This is a genomic window from Ensifer sp. Root423, from assembly GCF_001426275.1.
GTDB lineage: Bacteria > Pseudomonadota > Alphaproteobacteria > Rhizobiales > Rhizobiaceae > Ensifer > Ensifer adhaerens.
This window is the reverse complement of the sequence record NZ_LMEG01000001.1, coordinates 174,154-195,552: the sequence shown is the minus strand read 5'-3', so window position 1 is coordinate 195,552 and position 21,399 is coordinate 174,154. Positions and strand designations below refer to the sequence as shown.

Sequence of the window (21,399 nt, the reverse complement as noted above, 5' to 3'; positions counted from 1 at the left end):
GATAGATATCAGGCGCCGACGAGTTTCTTGGCGGCGCGCGAAATCCAGGAGTTGCCGCTTTCACGCGGCTCAAGGCCACCCGACTGCAGCAGCTTGAAGCTATCGTTGTACCACTGGCTGTCCGGGTAGTTGTGACCGAGAACGGCGGCAGCGGTTTGCGCCTCCTGGGTCACGCCCATCGCGAAATAGGCTTCCGTCAGGCGCGCCAGCGCTTCTTCAACCTGGTTGGTGTTCGGATACTGCTCGACGACGACGCGGAAACGCGACACGGCGGCAAGGTATTCCTTACGCTCGAGATAGTAGCGGCCGACCTGCATCTCCTTGCCGGCCAGCTGGTCGCGGGCAAAGCGGATCTTCGACTTGGCGTCGTCGACATATTCGGAGTCCGGGTAGCGGTCTACGACCGCCTGCATGGCTTCGATCGCCTTGAAGGCCGGCTTCTGGTCCTGCGTCACCGCCGGGATCTGCTTGGTATAGGCGAGACCCTGGATGTACTGCGCATAGGCCGCGTCTTCCGACTGCGGATAAAGATTGAGGTAGCGGCCGGTGGCGTTGATCGCCTCCTGGTACTGACCGTTACGGTAAGAAACAAAGGCGTTCATGACCAGCGCCTTGCGGGCATATTCCGAGAACGGATGCTGGCGGTCGAGCGCTTCGAACTTGCGCGCCGCCTCCGTCGTCTTGCCGGCATTGAGGTTGGCGAGGCCCTGATTGTAGAGCACTTCCGGCGGATCGGTTTCGGCCGTCAGCTTGGTGATGTCGATATCGGGATCGTTCTGGCAGGCGGTAATCAGGGCGCTGCCGGCAACGGCCGCGACAATGACGGCGGCGACGCGCGCTGACTTTTTCAAATCCACAGAAACTGCAAGAACCATCGGATATTCCCGTTCCATTCTGCGGGCATGGACCCCGCCAGACATGCGCTTTTAGAGCAAGTTACCTTGAGACCGCAACGTCATGATCGGTGATTCATGCAAATTTGTGGCAGCTCTATCATGAAAATGCCGGCCTTTCGGCCGGCGACTGGAGGAGATGATGACTTTTCTTGTTATGCGGACCAGGGCGCGAAGCCCGGAGCTGCCACTGCAACCATATCGCGCGCGCGGGTACGCTGGCGCGGGGTTGCCGTTTCGACGACTTCGTAGGCCGTCGGGTCGCTGAGAAGTGCCTTCAGCGCGTTGGCGTTCATCTTGTGGCCGCCGCGGTACGAGCGGTAGCAGCCGATGAACGGCGCGCCGGCGAGCGAGAGGTCGCCAACCGCATCGAGCGTCTTGTGGCGCACGAATTCGTCGGTGTAGCGCAGGCCCTCGACGTTGATCACCGTGTTGTCGTCGGAAATGACGACGGAGTTTTCGAGCGAGGAGCCGAGCGCAAAACCAGCAGCCCAGAGGCGTTCGACATCGCGCATGAAGCCGAAGGTGCGGGCACGCGACAGCTCGCGCTTGAAGACCGAAGGCGTCATGTCGCCCTTCCAGGCCTGGCGGCCGATCAGCGGGCAATCGAAATCGATCTCGACCTCGAAGCGCATGCCGTCATAGGGCGTGAACTCCGACCAGGAGGCACCCGATTCGATGCGCACCGGCTTGACGATGCGGATGTAGCGACGCTTGACCGCAAGGGCGCGAACGCCCACCTGCTCGATCGCGTCGATGAAGGGTTCGGAGCTGCCGTCCATGATCGGCATTTCGGCGCCGTGCACTTCGACCGTGAGGTTGTCGAGGCCGAGCGCGTAGATCGCCGCCATCACATGCTCGATCGTGGCGATCGAAGTCGCCGGCGACATGCCGAGAACGGTGCAGAGATCGGTGTTGCCGACCTGCGAGGAAACCGCCTTGTATTCGCTGACCCGGCCGTTGGAGAGAACGCGCTGGAAAACGATGCCCGCATCGGCTTCGGCCGGATGGAAGGTGATCGACACTTCCGCACCGGAATGAACGCCAATTCCCTTGAGCGTTACCGGGCTTGCAATCGTCGTCTGAAACCCGAGCAATTCGATTCCCATTCTCGTCACTTTCAATACCTGTGGCCAATGGCCAAAACCTGCTGGTGGACGCAACGATCTTCAGGGCACAAGAAAGATGCCCGAGAGTCCCGGCTCAACGACCGGTCCTCTGCGTTTCGAACAGACAGCGCTTGATCGAATCGCATGCGTCCCCAATTCCGAGTCTGAAAATAGGAGTTTGGAGGCACCATTCCAAATCACTGTTCGTTTCGCTTTGTTACGCATTTGCGACGGTCCGTAACATCGAATCAAACACCTGAAATAATGAACAAAATGCAAAAATGCCCGGGCAGTTGCCCGGGCATTCGGCAAGGTGAAGGAACGAGCCTTCCAATCAGTTCGATTGACGGCGCAGGAACGCCGGGATTTCGAGCTGATCATCTTCTTGCGGGCGCGCCTGCGGCGAAGCGCGACCGTGATCGTCAAGCTGGCCGCGGCGCGGCGCATAGAGGCTCGCTTCCGGCGAGAGCGGCCGGCGCTGCTGGGAAGCAGCGGTCGGGGCGGAAGCCGTCATGTCGGCGGCTGCCGGGGTCTGTTCGCGGTCACGCAGGCCGAGCGAGCTGGTGATGCGGTTGAGCAGACCCATCGGGCCGCGCTCTTCCTGCATCGGGGCAGCCGGCTGTGCGCGGCGGTCCATCTCTGCCTTTACGACCGGCGGAAAGTCTTCGACCTTCGGCATGCGAACCTGTTCCGGCTGCTGGCGCATGACCGGAGCGACGGGCTCCTGGCGCATGATCGGCTGCGGCTGGGGCTGAACCGGCTGCATCTGCGGCTGCGGCTGGCGCATGACCGGAGCGGCCTCTACCGGTGCAGCACCGGCGAAAAGCTTGCTCTGGGGACGAAAGTTGTCGTCGTGCATCGGCTGCTGAACCGGGGCCTGGGCCTGCACCTGGGCAGCCCGGGTCGCGATGTCGAGCTCGCGCTCCATTTCGGCTTCGCGGATGGCGGCTGCGATCTGGTCGGCGGTTGCCTGCTGCTGCATCGGCTGCTGAACCGGCTGTGCGACCGGCTGCTGCATCACCGGCTGGTGAACCGGGGCCGGCTGGTGCTGGGCAACCGGCTGCGGCTGCTGGGCCGGAACGGCGGCGGACGGGCGGACGACCGGCTTTGCTGCTACCGGACGAAAGTCGGCGGAACGACCCGCCACCTCCGCGGCCGTGCGGTCGATGCCGGTGGCAACGACCGAGACGCGGATGAGGCCTTCGAGGTCTTCGTCGAACGTCGCGCCGAGGATGATGTTGGCATCCGGGTCGACTTCTTCGCGAATACGGGTAGCCGCTTCGTCGAGTTCGAACAGGGTGAGGTCGCGGCCGCCGGTGATCGAGATCAGGAGGCCTTGGGCGCCCTTCATCGAGGTTTCGTCGAGCAGCGGGTTGGCGATCGCGGCTTCGGCGGCGGCCAGTGCGCGGCCTTCGCCCGAAGCTTCGCCGGTGCCCATCATGGCGCGGCCCATTTCGCGCATCACCGAGCGGACGTCGGCGAAGTCGAGGTTGATGAGGCCTTCCTTGACCATGAGGTCGGTGATGCAGGCAACGCCCGAATAGAGAACCTGGTCGGCCATAGCAAACGCGTCCGCAAAGGTCGTGCGGTCGTTGGCGATGCGGAAGAGGTTCTGGTTCGGGATGACGATCAGGGTGTCGACCGACTTCTGCAGTTCGGCGATGCCCTGGTCGGCGAGCCGCATGCGGCGCGCGCCTTCGAAATGGAACGGCTTGGTGACGACGCCGACCGTCAGGATGCCCTTGTTGCGGGCGGCCTGCGCGACGATCGGGGCTGCACCGGTGCCGGTGCCGCCACCCATGCCGGCGGTGACGAAGCACATGTGGGTGCCGTTGAGGTGATCGATGATCTCATCGATGCACTCTTCGGCGGCCGCACGGCCGACTTCCGGCTGCGAACCGGCGCCGAGACCTTCGGTGACGGCAACGCCCATCTGGATGATGCGCTCGGCCTTGGTCATGGTCAGTGCCTGGGCATCCGTGTTGGCGACGACGAAATCGACGCCCTGGAGGCCTGCGGTGATCATGTTGTTGACAGCATTGCCGCCGCCGCCACCTACACCAAAGACGGTGATGCGGGGCTTCAGCTCCGTGATATCCGGCTTCTGCAAGTTGATAGTCATAGTCCCGTTCCTTCTGGTTTCTGGCCGCCTTGCCGAGCCGGCCAAATCTTTCAAAGTCCTAGTTTGTCTTCACCCGGCCCCGTCCCTGTCGGAGCCGGCCGTCACTCAAAAGCTCTCTTTCAGCCACTGGCCCATGCGGGCGATGCGGCCGTTGCCGGCGCCGAGCGCCGAGAACATGCCGCCGTGGGAGGCATGGGTCTCGAGGTCGGCGACCTGCGGATAGATCATCAGGCCGACCGCCGTGGAGAAGGCCGGGCCCTTGGCAGCGGCCGGCAGCCCGGAAACTCCGAGCGGACGGCCAATGCGAACATTGCGGGCGAGGATGCGGCGAGCCGCTTCCGGCAGGCCGGTCAGCTGGCTGGCGCCGCCCGTCAGAACGATTCGCTTGCCGACGATCGGGCTGAAGCCCGAGCGCTGGATGCGATCGCGGATGAGTTCCAGCGTCTCTTCGATGCGGGCGCGCACGATGCGCGACACAAGTGCGCGCGGCACATGCGTCGGCTGATCGCGGTCGTCCTCGCCGATCGGCGGAACCGATACGATGTCGCGTTCGTCGGCGCTGTTGGGCAGAGCCGACCCGTGCACGACCTTCAGCCGTTCGGCATCCTCGATGCGGGTCGAAAGACCACGCGCCAGATCCGTCGTCACGTGATGGCCGCCGAGGCTGACAGCGTCAGCGTGAACCAGCTTGCCTTCGGCAAAGACCGAGATCGTCGTCGTGCCGCCACCCATGTCGATCGCCGCACAGCCGAGCTCGACCTCGTCGTCGACGAGAGCGGCAAGACCGCTGGCATAGGGGGTCGCCACCATGCCCTCGACCGAAAGGTGGGCGCGGTTGACGCAGAGTTCGAGGTTCTTGAGCGCTGCCCGTTCGGCCGTCAGCACATGCATGTCGACGCCGAGAACGTCGCCGAACATGGCGAGCGGATCGCGGATGCCGCGCTCGCCGTCGAGCGAGAAGCCCGTCGGCAGCGAGTGCAGGATGGCGCGGTCGGAGCGCAGCGACTGCTGGCCGGCGGCGGAGAGAACCTTGCGCAGATCATTGGCGTCGACTTCCTGGCCGCCGAGATCGATCGTCGCCGTATAGACGTCGCTCTGCAGCCGGCCGGCCGAAACGTTGACAATCAGGCTGTCTATGGTGAGGCCGGCCATGCGCTCGGCCGCATCCACGGCGAGCCGTACGACGCTCTCGACCGCATCGAGGTCGGCGACGACGCCGTTCTTGACGCCGCGGGACTTCTGGTGGCCGATGCCGATGATTTCGACGCTATGCGTACGGTTGGGCAGGATCTGGCTTTCGGCGCGCGGCGTCAGCCGGCCGATCATGCAGACCACCTTGGTCGAACCGATATCCAGCACCGAGACGACATGAGACCGCTTCGAGGAAAGCGGCTTCAGGCGCGGCAGGCCAAAGCTGGAGGAACCGAATAGACTCATATGCGGCCTTCTTTCTTCTTTTCGGTCTCCTGCGCCTTCAGCATCTTGTCCCTCGCCTTCAAGGCAACTTCGCGCCGGGTCACTGCGTCCGGCGTCAACTGAACTGTTGTTCTGTCTTCGAGCCTCAGATCCACGGCAGCGATATCGCGATCGAGGAGCTGGTGCTGGCTTTCCATGTCGGAGAGCACCTTCATCGCCCGGGCGACGTCGTGCTCCGGCAGCTTGACGACGATGCTGTTGTCGAGGCGCAGGTCCCAGCGGCGGCCGGCCACGCGCACGAAGGCCTTCACGCGCGAGCGGATCTCCGGCCAGCGGGAAAACTCGTCGTAGAAATCGGCAGCCGCCGTTTCGGCGTCACGGCCGACGAAGAGCGGCAGAGCGGCAAACTTGTTGTCGCGCAAGGGCGCGATCACGCTGCCGCTGCGCTCGATCAGCGAAAGATCCGAACCGTGCTGCCAGATGCCGAAGGCCTTGCGCTCGGTGAGGCTAACCTCGATCGTGCCGGGATAGATCTTGCGAACGGTGACGCCCTGCACCCAGGGCATTTCCGCAATCAGCTTGCGTGCCTCGGCGATATCGAGCGCCACCAGCGACGTCGTGCCGTCGAGGCCGAGCTGCTGGAGAATGTCGATTTCCGAGGTCTGGTCGTTGCCGGAAACCTTGACGTCTTCGATCGCGAAGCCTGCGGCCGTGGTCGAGGCCTGCGCGAAATTCTGCGTATGGCCGCCGAGCGACATGCCGTAAAAGCCGGTGGCGGCGAAAAAGGCGATCGCCGACAGCGTGCCGGTATAGGCGGGAAAGCGGATGCGGCCAGCGCCGAGGCTGACGAAGAAGCGCACGACGCGACGAAGCGGACGCGGCAGTACGCGCGCGCCATCCACATCGACGGCGGCGGCGCCATCGAGGTGACGAACCCTCTTGCCCCTTTTGCCCCTCAACGCAAACACGACGCGTCCTCCACCATCCAACTCAAAAACTCACCGAAGCTGTAGCCGGCATGCGCGGCCATCTCGGGCACCAGGGAGGTCGGTGTCATGCCGGGCTGGGTGTTGATCTCCAGCCAGATCAGCTCGCCCTCGGCGGAGGAACTGTCATCGAAACGAAAGTCGGATCGGCTGACGCCCCGGCAACCGATTGCCTGATGCGCCTTCAGAGCGAGTGTTTGTATTTTTTGGTAAATATTTGGTGAAATCTGTGCCGGAATGACGTGACGCGAACCACCTTTTACATATTTGGAATCATAATCGTAGAAGGCATGGCCCTGCGGGATGATTTCGGTGACGCCGAGCGCCTTGTCGCCCATGACACCACAGGTCAGTTCTCGGCCGGCGACATAACGCTCGACCATGATTCGGTCGCCGTAACGCCATTCGCTCGATGTCACCACCTGCGGCGGATGCGACTGATCTTCCTTGACGATGACGACACCGAAGCTGGAGCCTTCGGAAACCGGCTTGACCACGTATGGCGGCTTCATCGGGTGCTTCGGACCAAAGGCATGGCGATCCATGACCTGCGCATCGGCAACTGGAATGCCCGAAGCAGCCGCAACGTGCTTGGCCTGCGCCTTGTCCATGGCGAGCGCCGAGGCCAGTACGCCGGAATGGGTGTAGGGGATCTCAAGATATTCGAGGATGCCCTGGATCGTGCCGTCCTCGCCGAACGGTCCATGAAGGGCGTTGAAGGCAACGTCGGGTCGCAGCGCGGCCAGCGTCTCTGCGACATTGCGATCGACGTCGATCCGGGTGACGCGATAGCCGGCAGCCTCCAGGGCATCCGCACAGGCAGCCCCGGACGACAGGCTAACCGGTCGCTCCGAAGAAAATCCGCCCATCAGGACAGCCACATGCTTGCCGTTCATTCAAACCCCCAGACAATACGCCACTATCGCAAGGTTTCCTTGCGTCTGGCTGGCTCCCGCCCTCGCGAGTCAGCTGCGCCATTGGGGTCACTAGAACGTCATTAAGGTTAACGAACCGTTTACTTTCGTTAACCCCGGTCAGGAAATGAAACGCCGCCTGCAGGCGCAAGCGCATGTGGAACAAGGCATTTTAGCGAGAGATCAAAGGGTTGCGGAGTAATCTTGAATCTAATGCATAAACAGAAGAAAAAATGAAAAAACCCGCCGCAGCCAGGGCGGCGGGTCTATGCCTGACGGCATCCGAATTGGATCAGTCGTCATCACCGACAATCTTCCAGACGATGCCGGCGATCGCCGCGCCGACGATCGGCGCCACCCAGAACAGCCACAATTGCGCGACCGCCCAATCGCCGACGAAGAGCGCCTGCCCCGTCGAGCGGGCCGGATTGACCGACGTGTTCGTCACCGGGATCGAGACCAGATGGATCAGTGTCAGCGCCAGGCCGATGGCGATCGGCGCAAAGCCCGCGGGCACTCGGCCATGGGTGGAGCCGAGAATGATGAACAGGAAGAAGGCGGTTAGCACCACCTCGGCAACCAGCGCCGCCGTCAGCGAGTAGCCGCCCGGCGAATGCGCGCCGTAACCGTTGGCAGCGAAGCCACCGAGCTGGAAATCCCCCTTGCCGCTGGCGATCAGATAGATAACCGCCGCCGCGGCGATGGCACCCAGCACCTGGGCGATGACATAGCCGACAAGTTTGTGCGCCGGGAACTTGCCGGCAACCAGCAACCCCACCGAGACGGCCGGATTGAAATGCCCGCCGGAAATGCCGCCGACCGCATAGGCCATGGTCAGCACCGTCAGGCCAAAAGCAAAGGAGACGCCGAGATAACCAATACCGACCTCAGGAAGGGCAGCCGCCAGCACGGCGCTGCCGCAACCGCCGAAAACGAGCCAGAATGTACCGAGAAATTCCGCAGAAAGCCTTTTGAACATGCATTCGCTCCTGAAAAACGAAGCCGATCGCTTCGCCGTCGAGAGTTTGCCACAATTTGATTCTCGTCAATCCGGGTTGTCCCGCCAAACAAAGCTCCCGCAAAACGTGAAAATCTGCCTACGGCAAAGCAGTTGAGGCGCAAGCGAAAAGGCCGTCCCGCGCCGCGGCCCCAGGGCGGAGCGCCGACAGAATAATGATGCGCATGACGCCGATATCGTTCGCACTTCTTACGATATCAGGGTTTCGTCATGTCGAAACTTGCGTTAAGACGCCCGCACCCGCCTCCCAAGACGGTCTTACATCCATAGGAACAATGATAATGACAGACGCGACAACCTCCCTGTCGCCGAAGGACAATGCGTCAAAGCACGCGGCAGTGAACTCCCCTGCCCGGGTGCTGTTCGCAAGCCTCGTCGGCACGACCATCGAATTCTTCGACTTCTACGTTTACGCCACCGCCGCCGTTTTGGTGTTCCCGCACCTGTTCTTCCCGGGCTCGGACCCGACCTCGGCAATGCTGCAATCCTTCGCGACCTTCTCGATCGCTTTTTTCGCCCGCCCCTTCGGCGCCGTGATCTTCGGCCACTTCGGCGACAAGGTCGGCCGCAAGGCGACGCTGGTGGCGGCGCTGATGACCATGGGCATCTCCACGGTCGTCATCGGCCTTCTGCCGACCTATGCCACGATCGGCGTCGCAGCTCCGCTGCTGCTCGCGCTTTGCCGTTTCGGCCAGGGTCTCGGCCTTGGCGGCGAATGGGGCGGCGCAGTGCTGCTTGCCACCGAGAATGCGCCTGAGGGCAAGCGCAGCTGGTACGCCATGTTCCCGCAGCTCGGCGCGCCGATCGGCTTCATCCTGTCGGCCGGCACCTTCCTGATCCTCGGCGAAGTGATGAGCAACGAAGCCTTCCTCGCCTGGGGCTGGCGCGTGCCGTTCATCGCCAGCATCCTGCTCGTCGCCGTCGGCCTTTATGTCCGCCTGAAGATCACCGAAACGCCAGAGTTCCAGAAGGCCGTCGACAAGCACGAGCGCGTGCAGGTGCCGATCGCCGAGATCTTCCGTTTCCACAAGCGCAGCCTGGTGCTCGGCACTTTCGTGGCGCTTGCGACCTTCGTGCTGTTCTACCTGATGACCGTCTTCTCGCTCTCCTGGGGCACGGCGAAGCTCGGCTATTCGCGTGAGCAGTTCCTGGTCGTGCAGATGACCGGCGTCGTCTTCTTCGGCCTGATGATCCCGGTTGCCGGTATCCTCTCGGACCGCTACGGCCGTCGCATGATCTTGATCATCACCACCATCGGCATCGGCGTCTTCGGCCTGTTCATGGCCCCGCTTCTTGCCGGCGGCCTTGGCGGCGCCTTCCTGTTCTCGATCATCGGCCTCGGCCTCATGGGCCTCACCTACGGCCCGATCGGCGCAGCGCTGGCAGCCCCCTTCCCGACCTCGGTGCGCTACACCGGCGCGTCCATGACCTTCAACCTCGCCGGCATCTTCGGCGCGTCGCTGGCGCCGTACATCGCCACCTGGCTCGCCACCAACTACAGCCTCGATTACGTCGGCTACTACCTGCTGGCCGCCGCCGCCATCACGCTTCTGTGCCTGGTGCTGTCGACGGAAGACGAGGTTTCGGCCTGATCACGACTGGCCCCGCCTAGCGCGGCCGATCACAACCAAGAAGGGCCGCAGCGGCAACGCTGCGGCCCTTTCGTTTGGCGCCCTCTGTTCGCGAAGCCTCCGAAGCCAATCCGATGACGATCGCAGCACGCGGCGGGCCAGCGCCAGCAAAGCGCTGGCTGCTCGACTCACTGCTGCTCCATGAGGTCCGGATCGTCGGCGCAGTCGCCGGTCATGGCGCAGCTAGAGCCGACCTGCCGCGTGGACTTGGGAAGACGCGCAATCAACTCGCAGCGATGCATCGATTCCGCGAAAATATTGTCGACCTCCGTGCCGTCGATCATGACAACGCCGTTTCGGATGGCTGGGTGAGTGCCGTTCGCGATCTTCATCGCGACGATGCGGATGGCAGCGTTGGCGTAGTGGCATGGCCCCATTGAGAGTGCGATCTGCTGCCAACCGGGCGTCGCGTTCGCTTGCTCCGGCTGCTCATAGAACTTTGCCAGCATGTCGAGGAAATCGCCGTCTTTCATCCGGATCTGTTCGGCCAGCTTTGCAAGCTCGATCTGGTCGCCTGATTTTACGAGATCGGCAACCCTGGCTTCGAGACGCTGGGCGTCAGCACCGTCACCGAGCGAGGCGACGGCAGCTTGCAGACGCACCTCATCCATAGCTTTGACGGGCGCAAAGAACGCAAGATTGGCCAATAGGGATGAAACGGCGAGCAACCTCGCATACGACAGTCTTTGCAAGCAACGCACTCGAGCTTTCTCCTCGACCGTGATTGAGTAGGGACCCCGGCATTCTGCAAAGGCGCTGGCAGCCGCTTGCCGCCCGCCGGAAAAACAAGAGGCCGCAGCGCTTCCGCCACGGCCTTTCAGATTACGTCTCGCAACCGAGCCTTACGCGATGCCGCGGCCGAGGAACTCCTTGATCTCGTAGCCCGGCATGAAGTTGCCGATGCGCTTGATCTCCCATTCGAGCCGGACGCCGGAATGTTCGAGCACGCGCTGGCGCACGGTTTCGCCGAGATATTCGAGCTCGTAGCCGGTCGCCTGGCCGGTGTTGATCATGAAGTTGCAGTGCAGCGGCGACATCTGCGCGCTACCGATCATCATGCCGCGGCAGCCGGCCTCGTCGATCAGCTTCCAGGCCGAGTGGCCCTCCGGGTTCTTGAAGGTCGAGCCACCGGTCTTTTCGCGGATCGGCTGCACCGTTTCGCGATGCTGGCGCACGGCATCCATGTCGGTGCGGATCTTGTTCTTGTCCTCGGCGTAGCCTTCGAACACCGCGTGGGTGAAGATGAGGTCCTTCGCCGCCGCCGAATGGCGGTAGGCATAGCCCATGTCGGCATTCGACAGCACATGCTGGTTGCCCTGACGGTCGACCGCGTGCACCTCGACGACCCGCTCGCGGGTCTCGGCACCATTGGCGCCGGCGTTCATGCGCAGCGCGCCGCCGAGCGAGCCGGGAATGCCGTAGTAGAAGTAGAAGCCGCCAATGCCGTGATCGAGCGCCATGGCCGCGATGTTCTTGTCCGGGCAGATCGCGCCGGCCTTGATGCGGTTTTCGCCGACCAGTTCCAGATCGCCAAAACCCTTGGCCGACAGCCGGATGACGACGCCGGGAATGCCGCCGTCGCGCACCAGCAGGTTCGAGCCGACGCCGACAACCATGACCGGCACTTCAGCCGGGACCAGCTTCAGGAAGGTGATGAGATCGTCGGTGTCGTGCGGCTGGAACATCAGCTCGGCAAGACCGCCGGCGCGGAACCAGGTGACACGATCCATCGGCGCATCCGGCGTGATACGGCCGCGCACAGCGCTGACGCCACTTCCGAGCGATTCCAGTAGTTTCTGACCGTTGACCTGTTTCATGCTCAATTTCCTGAAATATCCGCGAGTTCCTTAGGCAGGGCAGCCGCCCAGTAGGTGATGCTGCCAGCCCCCAAGAGAACCACAAAATCGCCGGGCTGTGCAATCTTGCTGACAACCGGCGCGATTGCCTCCGGACCGGAGACGTAACGGGCGTCGCGATGGCCACCCGCCTTGATGCGATCGACCAGTTCCTCGGCCGTTGCGCCCGGAATGAGGTCTTCGCCGGCCGCATAGACAGGCGCGATCAGGATCGTGTCGGCATCGTTGAAGCAGGCCGAAAAATCTTCAAACAGGCTCGAAAGGCGCGAGTAGCGGTGCGGCTGGTGCACGGCGATGATTCGGCCCCGGCAGGCCTCGCGCGCGGCGCGCAGCACCGCCTTGATCTCGACCGGATGGTGGCCGTAGTCGTCATAGACGCGCACGCCGTTCGTCTCGCCGGTCAGCGTGAAGCGGCGCTTGACGCCGCTGAAGGAGGCAAGCCCCTTGGCGATCGCTTCCGGGCTGACGCCGAGGCGCTGCGCAACGGCGATCGCCGCGGTCGCATTGGACACGTTGTGGCGGCCGGGCATCGGCAGGCGAAGGTCCTTCATCGGGATCACCTGGCCGGTGCGCCGGCGGCGGATCTCGATGTCGAAGACGGAGGTGGCGCCGTCCATGCGGATGTTGTGGAAGCGCACGTCGGCCTGCGGGTTCTCGCCGTAGGTCACGACCTTGCGGTCCTCGATCTTGCCGACCATGGTCTGCACTTCCGGATGGTCGAGGCAGAGCACGCCGAAACCGTAGAAGGGCACGTTCTCGACGAACTGGCGGAACGCGGCGCGCACGGCATCGAAATTGCCGTAGTGGTCGAGATGTTCCGGGTCTATATTGGTGACGATTGCAACGTCAGCCGGCAGCTTCAGGAAGGTGCCGTCGGATTCGTCGGCCTCAACCACCATCCACTCGCCCTCGCCCATTCGGGCGTTGGTGCCATAGGCATTGATGATGCCGCCGTTGATGACGGTCGGGTCGAGCCCGCCGGCCTCGAGCAGCGCTGCGACCATCGAGGTCGTGGTCGTCTTGCCATGCGTGCCGCCGATCGCGATCGCATTGCGGAAGCGCATGAGCTCGGCCAGCATCTCGGCGCGGCGCACGACGGGAAGGAACTTCTCGCGCGCGGCGATCAGTTCCGGATTGTCCTTCTTGATCGCGGTCGAAACGACGATCACCTCTGCTTCGCCGAGGTTTTCCGCCTTGTGGCCGACGAAGACCTCGATGCCCTTGGCGCGCAGGCGCTGCACATTGGCACTGTCGGACTGGTCGGAACCCTGGACCTTGTGTCCGAGATTGTGCAGCACCTCGGCGATGCCGCTCATGCCGATGCCGCCGATACCGATGAAATGGACCAGCCCGATGGTTTTCGGCATTTTCATGAGCGTGTTTCCCTGAATTTCTCGACTGTCAAACCGCTGGCAATAGCCTCTACGAGGGATGCAAGCAAGCTTGCTGCGTCCGGCTTGCCGGTTTCCCGGGCATTTGCCGCCATCTCCGCGAGCGATTGCGGCTTGGCGATCGCATCATTGAGGATGCCGGCGAGACGGTCGGCGGTGAGTTCGGCCTGCGCGATCACGCGTGCGCCACCCTTGGCGGCAAGGGCGGCTGCATTGGCCGCCTGGTCGTGATCGAGCGCATAGGGATAGGGCACGAGGATCGCCGGCCGGCCGATGACCGCAAGCTCCGATACCGTCGAGGCGCCGGAGCGGCAAATGACGAGCTGAGCGCCGGCGATGCGCTCGGCCATATCGGTGAAGAACGGCGAGACCTCGGCGGGCACACCGAGCTTCTCATAGGTGGCGATCACGCCGTCCCTGTCTTCCGGCCGGGCCTGCTGCGTGACCTTGAATCGCTGGCGAACCTCGTCGTCCAGACGGCAGATCGCCTGCGGTACTGCCTTGGAAAAATACTGTGCGCCCTGGCTGCCGCCGAAGACGACGAGATGGAATGGCGCGTCGCCGACAGCCGACACATAGGGCGTGTTGGCGGCGGCTAGCACCGCCGGGCGAACGGGGTTGCCCGTCGTCACGGTTTTCGCGGCAAAGGCGCCCGTGCCCTCCGGAAGAAAGCCACCGGCGATCGCCTTGACGCGCGAGGCCAGCGCCTTGTTGGCGCGGCCCATGACGGCGTTCTGCTCGTGGATGATCGACGGCACACCCATGCCGGTTGCCGCCAAGAGCGGCGGCACGGTCGGGTAGCCACCGAAGCCGACGACGGCCTTGGGCTTCAGCCGGGCAATCAGCTTTCTCGCCGCGCGCATGCCGCTCCACAGCGTCCAGAGCGATTTGACGACGCTGACCGGGTTCTTCGAGCCGATTGTCGCCGAAGGCACGACATGAACCTCGTCGGCCGGGAACTTGCCGGCATAACGTTCGGCGCGGCTATCGGTGACCAGATGCACCGAATAGCCCATGGCCTTCAGCTCGTGGGCCAGCGCTTCTGCCGGAAAGAGATGGCCGCCGGTACCGCCGGCGGCAAGCAGGATGATGCCTTTAGTCATATTTTACTCCGCCGGCACGCCAATGCCGGACCGAAACAGGCTGCGCTCCACGGCGCGCTTCTCCGGGCGGTGACGGGTCAAGGCCAGGATGAAGCCGGCAGTGACGCAGATCGCCACCATGGACGAGCCACCATAGGAGATCAGCGGCAGGGTCATGCCCTTGGCCGGAAGCAGTTCGAGGTTCACGCCGATGTTGATCATCGACTGGATGCCGATCTGAAGCACCAGGCCGGCAACGGCGAACCGGTTGAAGTCGTTGCGTTCGCGGAAGGCATGGTTGAGGCCGCGCATCACCAGGAAGGCGAAGATCAGCACGATGACCATGCAGAAGACGATGCCGAATTCCTCGGCGGCAACGGAAAAGACGAAGTCGGTATGGCTGTCCGGGATGATGCGCTTGACGATGCCTTCGCCCGGGCCCCGGCCGAACCAGTCGCCGCGGATGATCGCCTCGCGGGCGGTATCCATCTGGAAGGTGTCGCCTTCGCCCGTCAGGAACTTGTCGATACGCGCGGCCACGTGCGGCAGCAACGTATAGGCGACGAAGAAGCCGCCGAGGGCCGCACCGCCAAGCAGGATGATCCAGAGCCAGGGCATGCCGGCCATGAAGAACATGCCGCCCCAGACGGCGGTGGTCAGGATCGTCTGGCCGAGGTCGGGCTGGGCGACAAGCAGGGCCGCGACGATGCCGAAGAGCAGGATGGCAAAGAGATTACCGGGGATTTCCGGCTGGCGCGCATGTTCGGAAAACAGCCAGGCACAGACGACGACGAAGGCCGGTTTCATGAACTCCGACGGCTGGATCGAAATCCCACCGAGCGAAATCCAGCGCATCGAGCCCTTCACCTCTTCGCCGATGAAGAGCACCAGCACCATCATGCCGAGCGAACCGGCAAGAAGCAGAATCGCCGCGCGCCGGACCTGGCGCGGCGAGAGGAAGGAAATCCCCACCATCACCACCAGCGACGGCAGAAGGAAGAGTGCGTGACGCCGGACGAAGTGGAAGCTGTCGAGGCCGATGCGCTCGGCAACCGCGGGGCTCGCCGCAAAGGACAGCATGAAGCCGACGCCCATCAACAGGATGAAGGTCGCCAGAAAGAACCTGTCGATCGTCCAGAACCAGTCGGCCACGGGGCCACGTTCGGCTCGGCTTACCATCTTGTCAGTCCCCTTCTCCGGCGCCCATCGCGCCCACGTCCGAAATCCCGCACCACCTTCCGCATCGACCGGCACGCATGCGCGCCGGCCGAGGGATCAAATCAGCATCGTCACGCCTTCGATCGCGCGCACATGGCCGACGAAGGCATCACCGCGTACCTCGAAGTTCTTATACTGGTCGAAGCTTGCGCAAGCCGGTGAGAGCATCACCGCCGAGCCGCCCGTCTCGTCCCTGCCGGCATCGGCCGCGGCATGCGCTACCGCCTGCTCCAGCGTGCCCGAGATCTCATAGGGAACCGCTTCGCCAAGCGTCGCGGCGAAAGCCGGTGCGGCCTCGCCGATCAGATAGGCCTTGGCGATCTTCGGGAAGAAGGGTGCAAGCGTCGTGATGCCCCCTTCCTTCGGCAGACCGCCGGCGATCCAGTAGATGCGGTCATAGCTCGAAAGCGCCGGCGCCGCCGCATCCGCATTGGTCGCCTTGCTGTCGTTGACGAAGACCACCGTACCCTTGCGGCCGACCGGCTGCATGCGGTGCTTGAGACCGGGGAAGCTCTTCAGGCCGGCGTGGATTTCCGCCGCGCTGACGCCGACCGCAAGGCAGGCCGCGATGGCCGCGGCTGCGTTCTGGGCGTTGTGACCGCCGCGCAGCGTCTGGATGCCGTCGAGATCGACGAACAGGCCGGAAGTGCCACCTTCAGCCTTCAGGATGCGCGAGCCCTCGGCATAGAGGCCGCTTGCCAGCACATGGCGACGGGAGATCCGCACGGTCCTGGTGCCGGCGCGCTCGACCCGATCGGCGATCAGCGCCGAGAAACTGTCGTCGACACCGACGATTGCCGTGCCGCTACCGGCGACCAGCCGTTCCTTGATGTCGGCGTAATGCTGCATCGTGCCGTGGCGATCGAGATGATCGGGTGTCAGGTTGAGCAGAATGCCTGCCGTCGGGTTCAGCGTCGGCGCCAGATCGATCTGGTAGGACGAGCACTCGACCACGTAGAAGCGCCCGGCCTTCGGAGGATCAAGCGTCAGCACCGCGGTGCCGATATTGCCACCGAGCTGCGTGTCTCGGCCGCTTTCCTTGAGGATATGTGCGATCAGCGCCGTCGTCGTCGATTTGCCGTTGGTGCCGGTTATCGCGATGAAGGGGCAATCGGGCGCATGCGCCCGGCGTTCGCGCACGAAAAGTTCGACGTCGCCGATGATCTCGACACCAGCCGCATGGGCAAGATCCACAGTCCAGTGCGGCTTGGGATGCGTAAGCGGCACGCCGGGCGAAAGCACGAAGGCGGCAAAGGCCGCCCAGTCGACGGTGCGCAGGTCCGCCGTCGGCACGCCTGCGGCCGAAGCCTTGGCGACGCTATCCGGGTTGTCGTCCCATGCGGTAACCTGGGCACCACCGGCGACGAGCGCCTGCGCGGTCGCAAGGCCCGAACCGCCGAGACCGCAGAGAGCGACTTTCCTGCCCTTGAAGGAAGTGACCGGGATCATCGTCCGCTCACCGCAGCTTGAGGGTGGAGAGGCCAACCATCGCCAGGATGACGGCGATGATCCAGAACCGGATCACGACCTGGCTCTCGGTCCAGCCCTTCTTTTCGAAGTGGTGGTGGATCGGCGCCATCAGGAAGACGCGGCGGCCGGTGCGCTTGAACCAGAAGACCTGGATGATGACCGACAGCGTCTCCATGACGAAGAGGCCGCCGATGATGATCATGACGATCTCGTGCTTGACGGCGACGGCAACGGTGCCAATCAGGCCGCCAAGCGCCAGCGACCCGGTGTCGCCCATGAAGATGGCGGCCGGCGGCGCATTGAACCAGAGGAAGCCGAGGCCGGCGCCGATGACAGCGCCGAGGATGACGGCAAGCTCGCCCGTGCCGGGCACGAAATGGATCTGCAGATAGTTGGCGAAGACGGCGTTACCAGCGAGATACGCGATCAGGCCGAAGGCGGCAGCGGCGATCATCACAGGCACGATCGCAAGACCGTCGAGACCGTCGGTCAGGTTCACGGCATTGCCGGCGCCGACGATGACGAAGCCACCGAACAGCACGAAGAAATAGCCGAGATTGACGATCAGGTCCTTGAAGAAGGGGAAAGTGACGGAGGAGCCGAAAGTGGAGCCGGACGGACCGCCCGAAAGCGAGGCCTGCATCATGAAGAACACGGCGATCGCCGCGATCACGAATTCGATGCCGAGGCGTGCCTTTCCGGAAAAACCCTTGTCCGACTGCTTCGTAACCTTGAGGTAATCATCATAGAAGCCAATGGCGCCGAAGCCGAGCGTGACGAGCAGCGTCGAGACCACGTAGACGCTCGACAGATCGGCCCACAGCAGCGACGAGACGACGATGCCGGCCAGGATCATCAGGCCGCCCATGGTCGGCGTGCCGGCCTTCTTGAAATGCGTCTGCGGCCCGTCGGCGCGGATCGGCTGGCCCTTGCCCTGGCGGATGCGCAGCGAGGCGATCATCGCGGGCCCGAAGAGGAAGACGATCATGGCCGACGTGAAGAGCGCCGCGCCGGTGCGGAACGTGATGTAGCGAAAAAGATTGAAAAACTGAAAGTGGTCCGCCAGTTCCACAAGCCAAATGAGCATAAGGGACCTTTCCCCAAAGGTTTCCTGCACAATGATGCAGCAGTTTAAAGTGTTACAGCGAAGCTTTCCCGCCCCGGGAGACGCGGCGCCGTAGTATTTCGAAACACGTCCAACAGAATCATCTGAAAAACGATACGCGCTTGCATGCGAAAGTGTTAGGGCGCGCCGCCTAACCTCAAACTGTATCCACCGCGCCATCATGGGCGGTTCCGCCGGCTTTTATTACGCCGGCTACCCCTCGGCTTCGGTTCCCTCGGCCCCGTATTCCTCGGCTTGCGTCTCCGGATAGCTCTCGATCAGCGCCTGCACGATCTTGGCGCAGCCGGTTCCCTTGGACGACTTGACCATGACAACGTCGCCCGGCGCGACAGCGGCCAGCGCATAGGCTTTGAGGTCCTCAACGCTCTCGCGATAGATCACCGAAACTTCGGGCGGAAGCGCGTCGCGCAGGTGCGCCATCAGCGGTCCGGCGAGCCAGACATCGGTAATACCGGCTTCGATGAGCGGACGGGCAAGGGCCGCATGCACCTCGGCCGCGTGTTCGCCCATTTCGAGCATGTCGCCGAGCACGGCGACACGACGGCCGCCGACCGGCGGCTCGCTGTCGCGCAGCAGCGAAATTGCCGCCCGCATCGAGCTCGGATTGGCGTTGTAACTCTCGTCGATCAGCTTCAGCGTACCGCCGCCGATCGAAAGCGTGTGGCGCCGGCCCCTGCCCGTTTCGGCCTGCATGGTTGCGAGCGCCGAAGCCGCATAGTCGAGATCGCCGCCAGCAAGCTTCACCGCTGCGAGAACCGCAACGGCATTCTCGGCGATGTGACGCCCGGGGGCACCGATCGCGACTTCCAACGTGCGACCGCCGATGCCGGCCCAGAGAATGGAACCCTCCGCACCGCCGCTGAATTCAACCAGCCGGAATTCGGCCTTCGGGTTGGCGCCGAAGGAATGGATGTGGCTGACGCCGGCCGCTGCCGCGGCGTCTTCGAGCAGCTTGTACTGCGGGCTGTCGTGAATGATCAGCGCGTGGCCGCCATTGACGACGCCTTCGAAGATCTCGGCCTTGGCTTCGGCGATCTGGTCGAGGCTCTCGAAATTGCCAAGATGGGCGGCAGCGATGCTGGTGACGATGGCCACATGCGGGCGCACCATGGCGGTCAGCGGCCGGATCTCGCCCGGATGGTTCATGCCGATTTCGAAGACGCCGAAATCGGTTGCCTCGGGCATGCGCGCAAGCGTCAGCGGCACACCCCAGTGATTGTTGAAGGAGGCGACCGACGCATGTACGCGGCCCTGCGGCTGAAGCACGTGGCGCAACATCTCCTTGGTGGTCGTCTTGCCGACCGAACCGGTGACGGCGATGATCTTGGCGGCACTGCGGTCGCGCGCCGCACAGCCGAGCCGGATCATCGCTTCGAGCACGTCGTCGACGACGATCATCGGCGCATTCAGCCGTCCGAGCGCCGGCAGCTTGCCTTCGCTGACGACCAGCACCGCGGCGCCATTGGCGAGCGCGATACCCGCATAGTCGTGGCCATCCACGCGATCACCCTTGATCGCGAAGAAGGCTTCGCCCTTGCCGATCGAGCGGCTGTCGATGGAGATCCCCGAGATGCCTTCAGGCAGATTGCCGACCGGCCGGCCATTCATGGCGGCCAGGAGATCGCTGCTTGTCCAGAGCCAGTTCAAATCACAAGCCTCCCAATGCCTTGCGGACCTCCGCGTGATCCGAGAAGGGCAACGTGACGGAGCCGATCGTCTGCCCCTCCTCGTGCCCCTTGCCGGCGACGATCAGCGTGTCGCCGGTCTTCAGCATGCCGACCGCCGTGCGGATCGCCGTGGCGCGGTCGCCGATTTCGATGGCGCCCCTGGCCGCCGCCATGATTTCGGCGCGGATCACATCGGGCACTTCCGAGCGCGGATTGTCGTCGGTCACGATCGTCACGTCGGCAAGCCGGGTGGCGATCTCGCCCATGATCGGGCGCTTACCCTTGTCGCGGTCGCCGCCGCAGCCGAACACCACGACGACGCGGCCGGTCGTGAACGGCCGCACCGAGGCGAGCACGTTTTCCAGCGCATCCGGCTTGTGGGCGTAATCGACATAGGCGAGCGCGCCGTCCCTGGTCTGGCCGACCAGTTCAAGACGACCGGAGGCCCCCTGCAGCTTTTCAAGCGCGGAGAAGGCAGCCTTGGCGCTGATGCCGGTGGACATGGCAAGGCCGGCCGCCACGAGCGCATTGGCCACCTGGAAGTCGCCGGCAAGCGGAATGTGGATTTCGAAGATGTCGTCGCCGACATGCACTTCGGCCGACTGCTTGTGGCGGAAGTGCTCGACCCGCTTCAGAGAAATGTAATCGCCCTTGCGGCCGACCGTTCGCACGTCGAGCTTGGCCTTGCGGGCAGCAGCGATCGCCTGGTCCGACCACTGGTCGTCGGCAAAAATCACCGCGGGCGCGCCCTTCGGCAACAGCGCCTCGAACAGCCGCATCTTGGAGGCCATGTAGTGCTCCACCGTCGGGTGGTAGTCCATGTGATCGCGGCCGAGATTGGTGAAGGCGGCAGCCGACAGGCGCACGCCGTCGAGCCGGCTCTGGTCGAGGCCGTGGCTGGAGGCCTCCATCGCCGCATGGGTGACGCCGGCATCGGCAAGTTCGGCGAGCAGCTTGTGCAGCGACACCGGATCGGGCGTCGTCAGCGAGCCGTAATCGTTACGCCCGGGTGCGACGACGCCGGTCGTGCCGATCATCGCGGCTGCAAGACCGGAATGCGCCCAGACCTGGCGGGTGAAGGAGGCGACCGAGGTCTTGCCAGCGGTGCCGGTGACGGCGACCATGGTTTCCGGCTGGCGGCCATAGAAGGCAGCGGCAGCGCGGGCGAGAAAGGCGCGAGGTTCGGAAAGCTTCAGGACCGGCGCTGCCGAAGTGTCGACGTCTGAGCCAGCTTCGGTGACGACGGCGACCGCGCCGCGCTTCAGGGCATCGGCGACATAGGCGCTGCCATTGGCCTTGCTGCCGGAAACGGCGACGAAGAGATCCCCTGGCTGAACCTGCCGGCTATCGGCCGTCAGTCCGGCAACGTCGATATCGGCGGCAGCGCCGCTCAGTTGCGCCGAAAGTTCCGGGAAGCTCGATCCCGCCAGGTCTTTGATCTTCATGAACGCACGTCTCGCATCGATTTCGATCCGCAAGAATCGCGAATCGTCCGCTTTC

17 protein-coding genes are annotated in these 21,399 nt (G+C 63.8%); 1 reads left to right on the top strand and 16 read right to left on the bottom strand.

Features of this window, described 5'->3' with window-relative positions:
- Positions 1-8 precede the first annotated feature (8 nt).
- From ASD01_RS00930 to aqpZ, 7 genes are all read right to left on the bottom strand, one after another.
- Complete coding sequence (locus ASD01_RS00930; protein WP_034792504.1) at positions 9-875, bottom strand: outer membrane protein assembly factor BamD; 867 nt, start codon at positions 873-875, stop codon at positions 9-11.
- A gap of 173 nt (positions 876-1,048) precedes the next feature.
- Positions 1,049-2,002, bottom strand: coding sequence for a UDP-3-O-acyl-N-acetylglucosamine deacetylase (gene lpxC / locus ASD01_RS00925; protein WP_034792502.1), 954 nt, complete (start codon positions 2,000-2,002; stop codon positions 1,049-1,051).
- Between the two features lie 334 nt (positions 2,003-2,336).
- The gene (ftsZ, locus tag ASD01_RS00920; RefSeq protein ID WP_034792500.1) at positions 2,337-4,124 is read right to left on the bottom strand and encodes a cell division protein FtsZ; all 1,788 of its coding nucleotides are present in this window, start codon (positions 4,122-4,124) and stop codon (positions 2,337-2,339) included.
- A 105-nt stretch (positions 4,125-4,229) separates the two neighbouring features.
- Positions 4,230-5,561, bottom strand: a complete 1,332-nt coding sequence (gene ftsA / locus ASD01_RS00915) for a cell division protein FtsA (protein ID WP_034792498.1) — start codon at positions 5,559-5,561, stop codon at positions 4,230-4,232.
- The gene (gene ftsQ / locus ASD01_RS00910) at positions 5,558-6,508 is read right to left on the bottom strand and encodes a cell division protein FtsQ (protein ID WP_034792496.1); all 951 of its coding nucleotides are present in this window, start codon (positions 6,506-6,508) and stop codon (positions 5,558-5,560) included. Before ftsQ ends, ftsA begins: the two co-directional genes overlap by 4 nt.
- A complete protein-coding gene (locus ASD01_RS00905; protein ID WP_034792494.1) occupies positions 6,496-7,422 on the bottom strand; it encodes a D-alanine--D-alanine ligase in 927 nt (308 codons plus the stop codon). Before ASD01_RS00905 ends, ftsQ begins: the two co-directional genes overlap by 13 nt.
- A gap of 310 nt (positions 7,423-7,732) precedes the next feature.
- Positions 7,733-8,419 (bottom strand): aquaporin Z, encoded by a 687-nt coding sequence (gene aqpZ / locus ASD01_RS00900; protein WP_034792491.1) that lies wholly within the window; start codon positions 8,417-8,419, stop codon positions 7,733-7,735.
- Positions 8,420-8,739: 320 nt separating this feature from the next.
- On the opposite strand from aqpZ, the gene ASD01_RS00895 reads away from it, so the two are divergent.
- Positions 8,740-10,050, top strand: a complete 1,311-nt coding sequence (locus ASD01_RS00895) for an MFS transporter (RefSeq protein ID WP_034792460.1) — start codon at positions 8,740-8,742, stop codon at positions 10,048-10,050.
- A gap of 167 nt (positions 10,051-10,217) precedes the next feature.
- On the opposite strand, the gene ASD01_RS00890 is transcribed toward ASD01_RS00895, so the two are convergent.
- The 9 genes from ASD01_RS00890 to ASD01_RS00850 form a co-directional block, all read right to left on the bottom strand.
- Entirely contained in the window at positions 10,218-10,691 is a 474-nt protein-coding gene (locus ASD01_RS00890) for a hypothetical protein (RefSeq protein WP_156623604.1), read from the bottom strand.
- Positions 10,692-10,931: 240 nt separating this feature from the next.
- Positions 10,932-11,906, bottom strand: a complete 975-nt coding sequence (gene murB / locus ASD01_RS00885; RefSeq protein WP_034792458.1) for a UDP-N-acetylmuramate dehydrogenase — start codon at positions 11,904-11,906, stop codon at positions 10,932-10,934.
- A gap of 2 nt (positions 11,907-11,908) precedes the next feature.
- Positions 11,909-13,318 carry a UDP-N-acetylmuramate--L-alanine ligase gene (gene murC, locus ASD01_RS00880; protein ID WP_034792455.1) on the bottom strand — a complete coding sequence of 470 codons (1,410 nt, stop codon included), beginning with the start codon at positions 13,316-13,318 and terminating at the stop codon, positions 11,909-11,911.
- Entirely contained in the window at positions 13,315-14,439 is a 1,125-nt protein-coding gene (murG, locus tag ASD01_RS00875) for an undecaprenyldiphospho-muramoylpentapeptide beta-N-acetylglucosaminyltransferase (RefSeq protein WP_034792449.1), read from the bottom strand. The genes murC and murG overlap by 4 nt, the downstream gene beginning before the upstream one ends.
- A 3-nt stretch (positions 14,440-14,442) precedes the next feature.
- The gene (gene ftsW, locus ASD01_RS00870; protein WP_034792447.1) at positions 14,443-15,597 is read right to left on the bottom strand and encodes a putative lipid II flippase FtsW; all 1,155 of its coding nucleotides are present in this window, start codon (positions 15,595-15,597) and stop codon (positions 14,443-14,445) included.
- A gap of 96 nt (positions 15,598-15,693) precedes the next feature.
- Positions 15,694-17,085: a UDP-N-acetylmuramoyl-L-alanine--D-glutamate ligase gene (gene murD, locus ASD01_RS00865; RefSeq protein ID WP_034792444.1), complete on the bottom strand. Its 1,392-nt coding sequence runs from the start codon at positions 17,083-17,085 to the stop codon at positions 15,694-15,696.
- A gap of 7 nt (positions 17,086-17,092) precedes the next feature.
- Positions 17,093-18,193 carry a phospho-N-acetylmuramoyl-pentapeptide-transferase gene (gene mraY / locus ASD01_RS00860; RefSeq protein ID WP_034792441.1) on the bottom strand — a complete coding sequence of 367 codons (1,101 nt, stop codon included), beginning with the start codon at positions 18,191-18,193 and terminating at the stop codon, positions 17,093-17,095.
- A 231-nt stretch (positions 18,194-18,424) separates the two neighbouring features.
- The gene (locus ASD01_RS00855; RefSeq protein WP_034792439.1) at positions 18,425-19,879 is read right to left on the bottom strand and encodes a UDP-N-acetylmuramoylalanyl-D-glutamyl-2,6-diaminopimelate--D-alanyl-D-alanine ligase; all 1,455 of its coding nucleotides are present in this window, start codon (positions 19,877-19,879) and stop codon (positions 18,425-18,427) included.
- A 1-nt stretch (position 19,880) separates the two neighbouring features.
- The gene (locus ASD01_RS00850; protein WP_060528867.1) at positions 19,881-21,344 is read right to left on the bottom strand and encodes a UDP-N-acetylmuramoyl-L-alanyl-D-glutamate--2,6-diaminopimelate ligase; all 1,464 of its coding nucleotides are present in this window, start codon (positions 21,342-21,344) and stop codon (positions 19,881-19,883) included.
- Between the last annotated feature and the right edge of the window lie 55 nt (positions 21,345-21,399).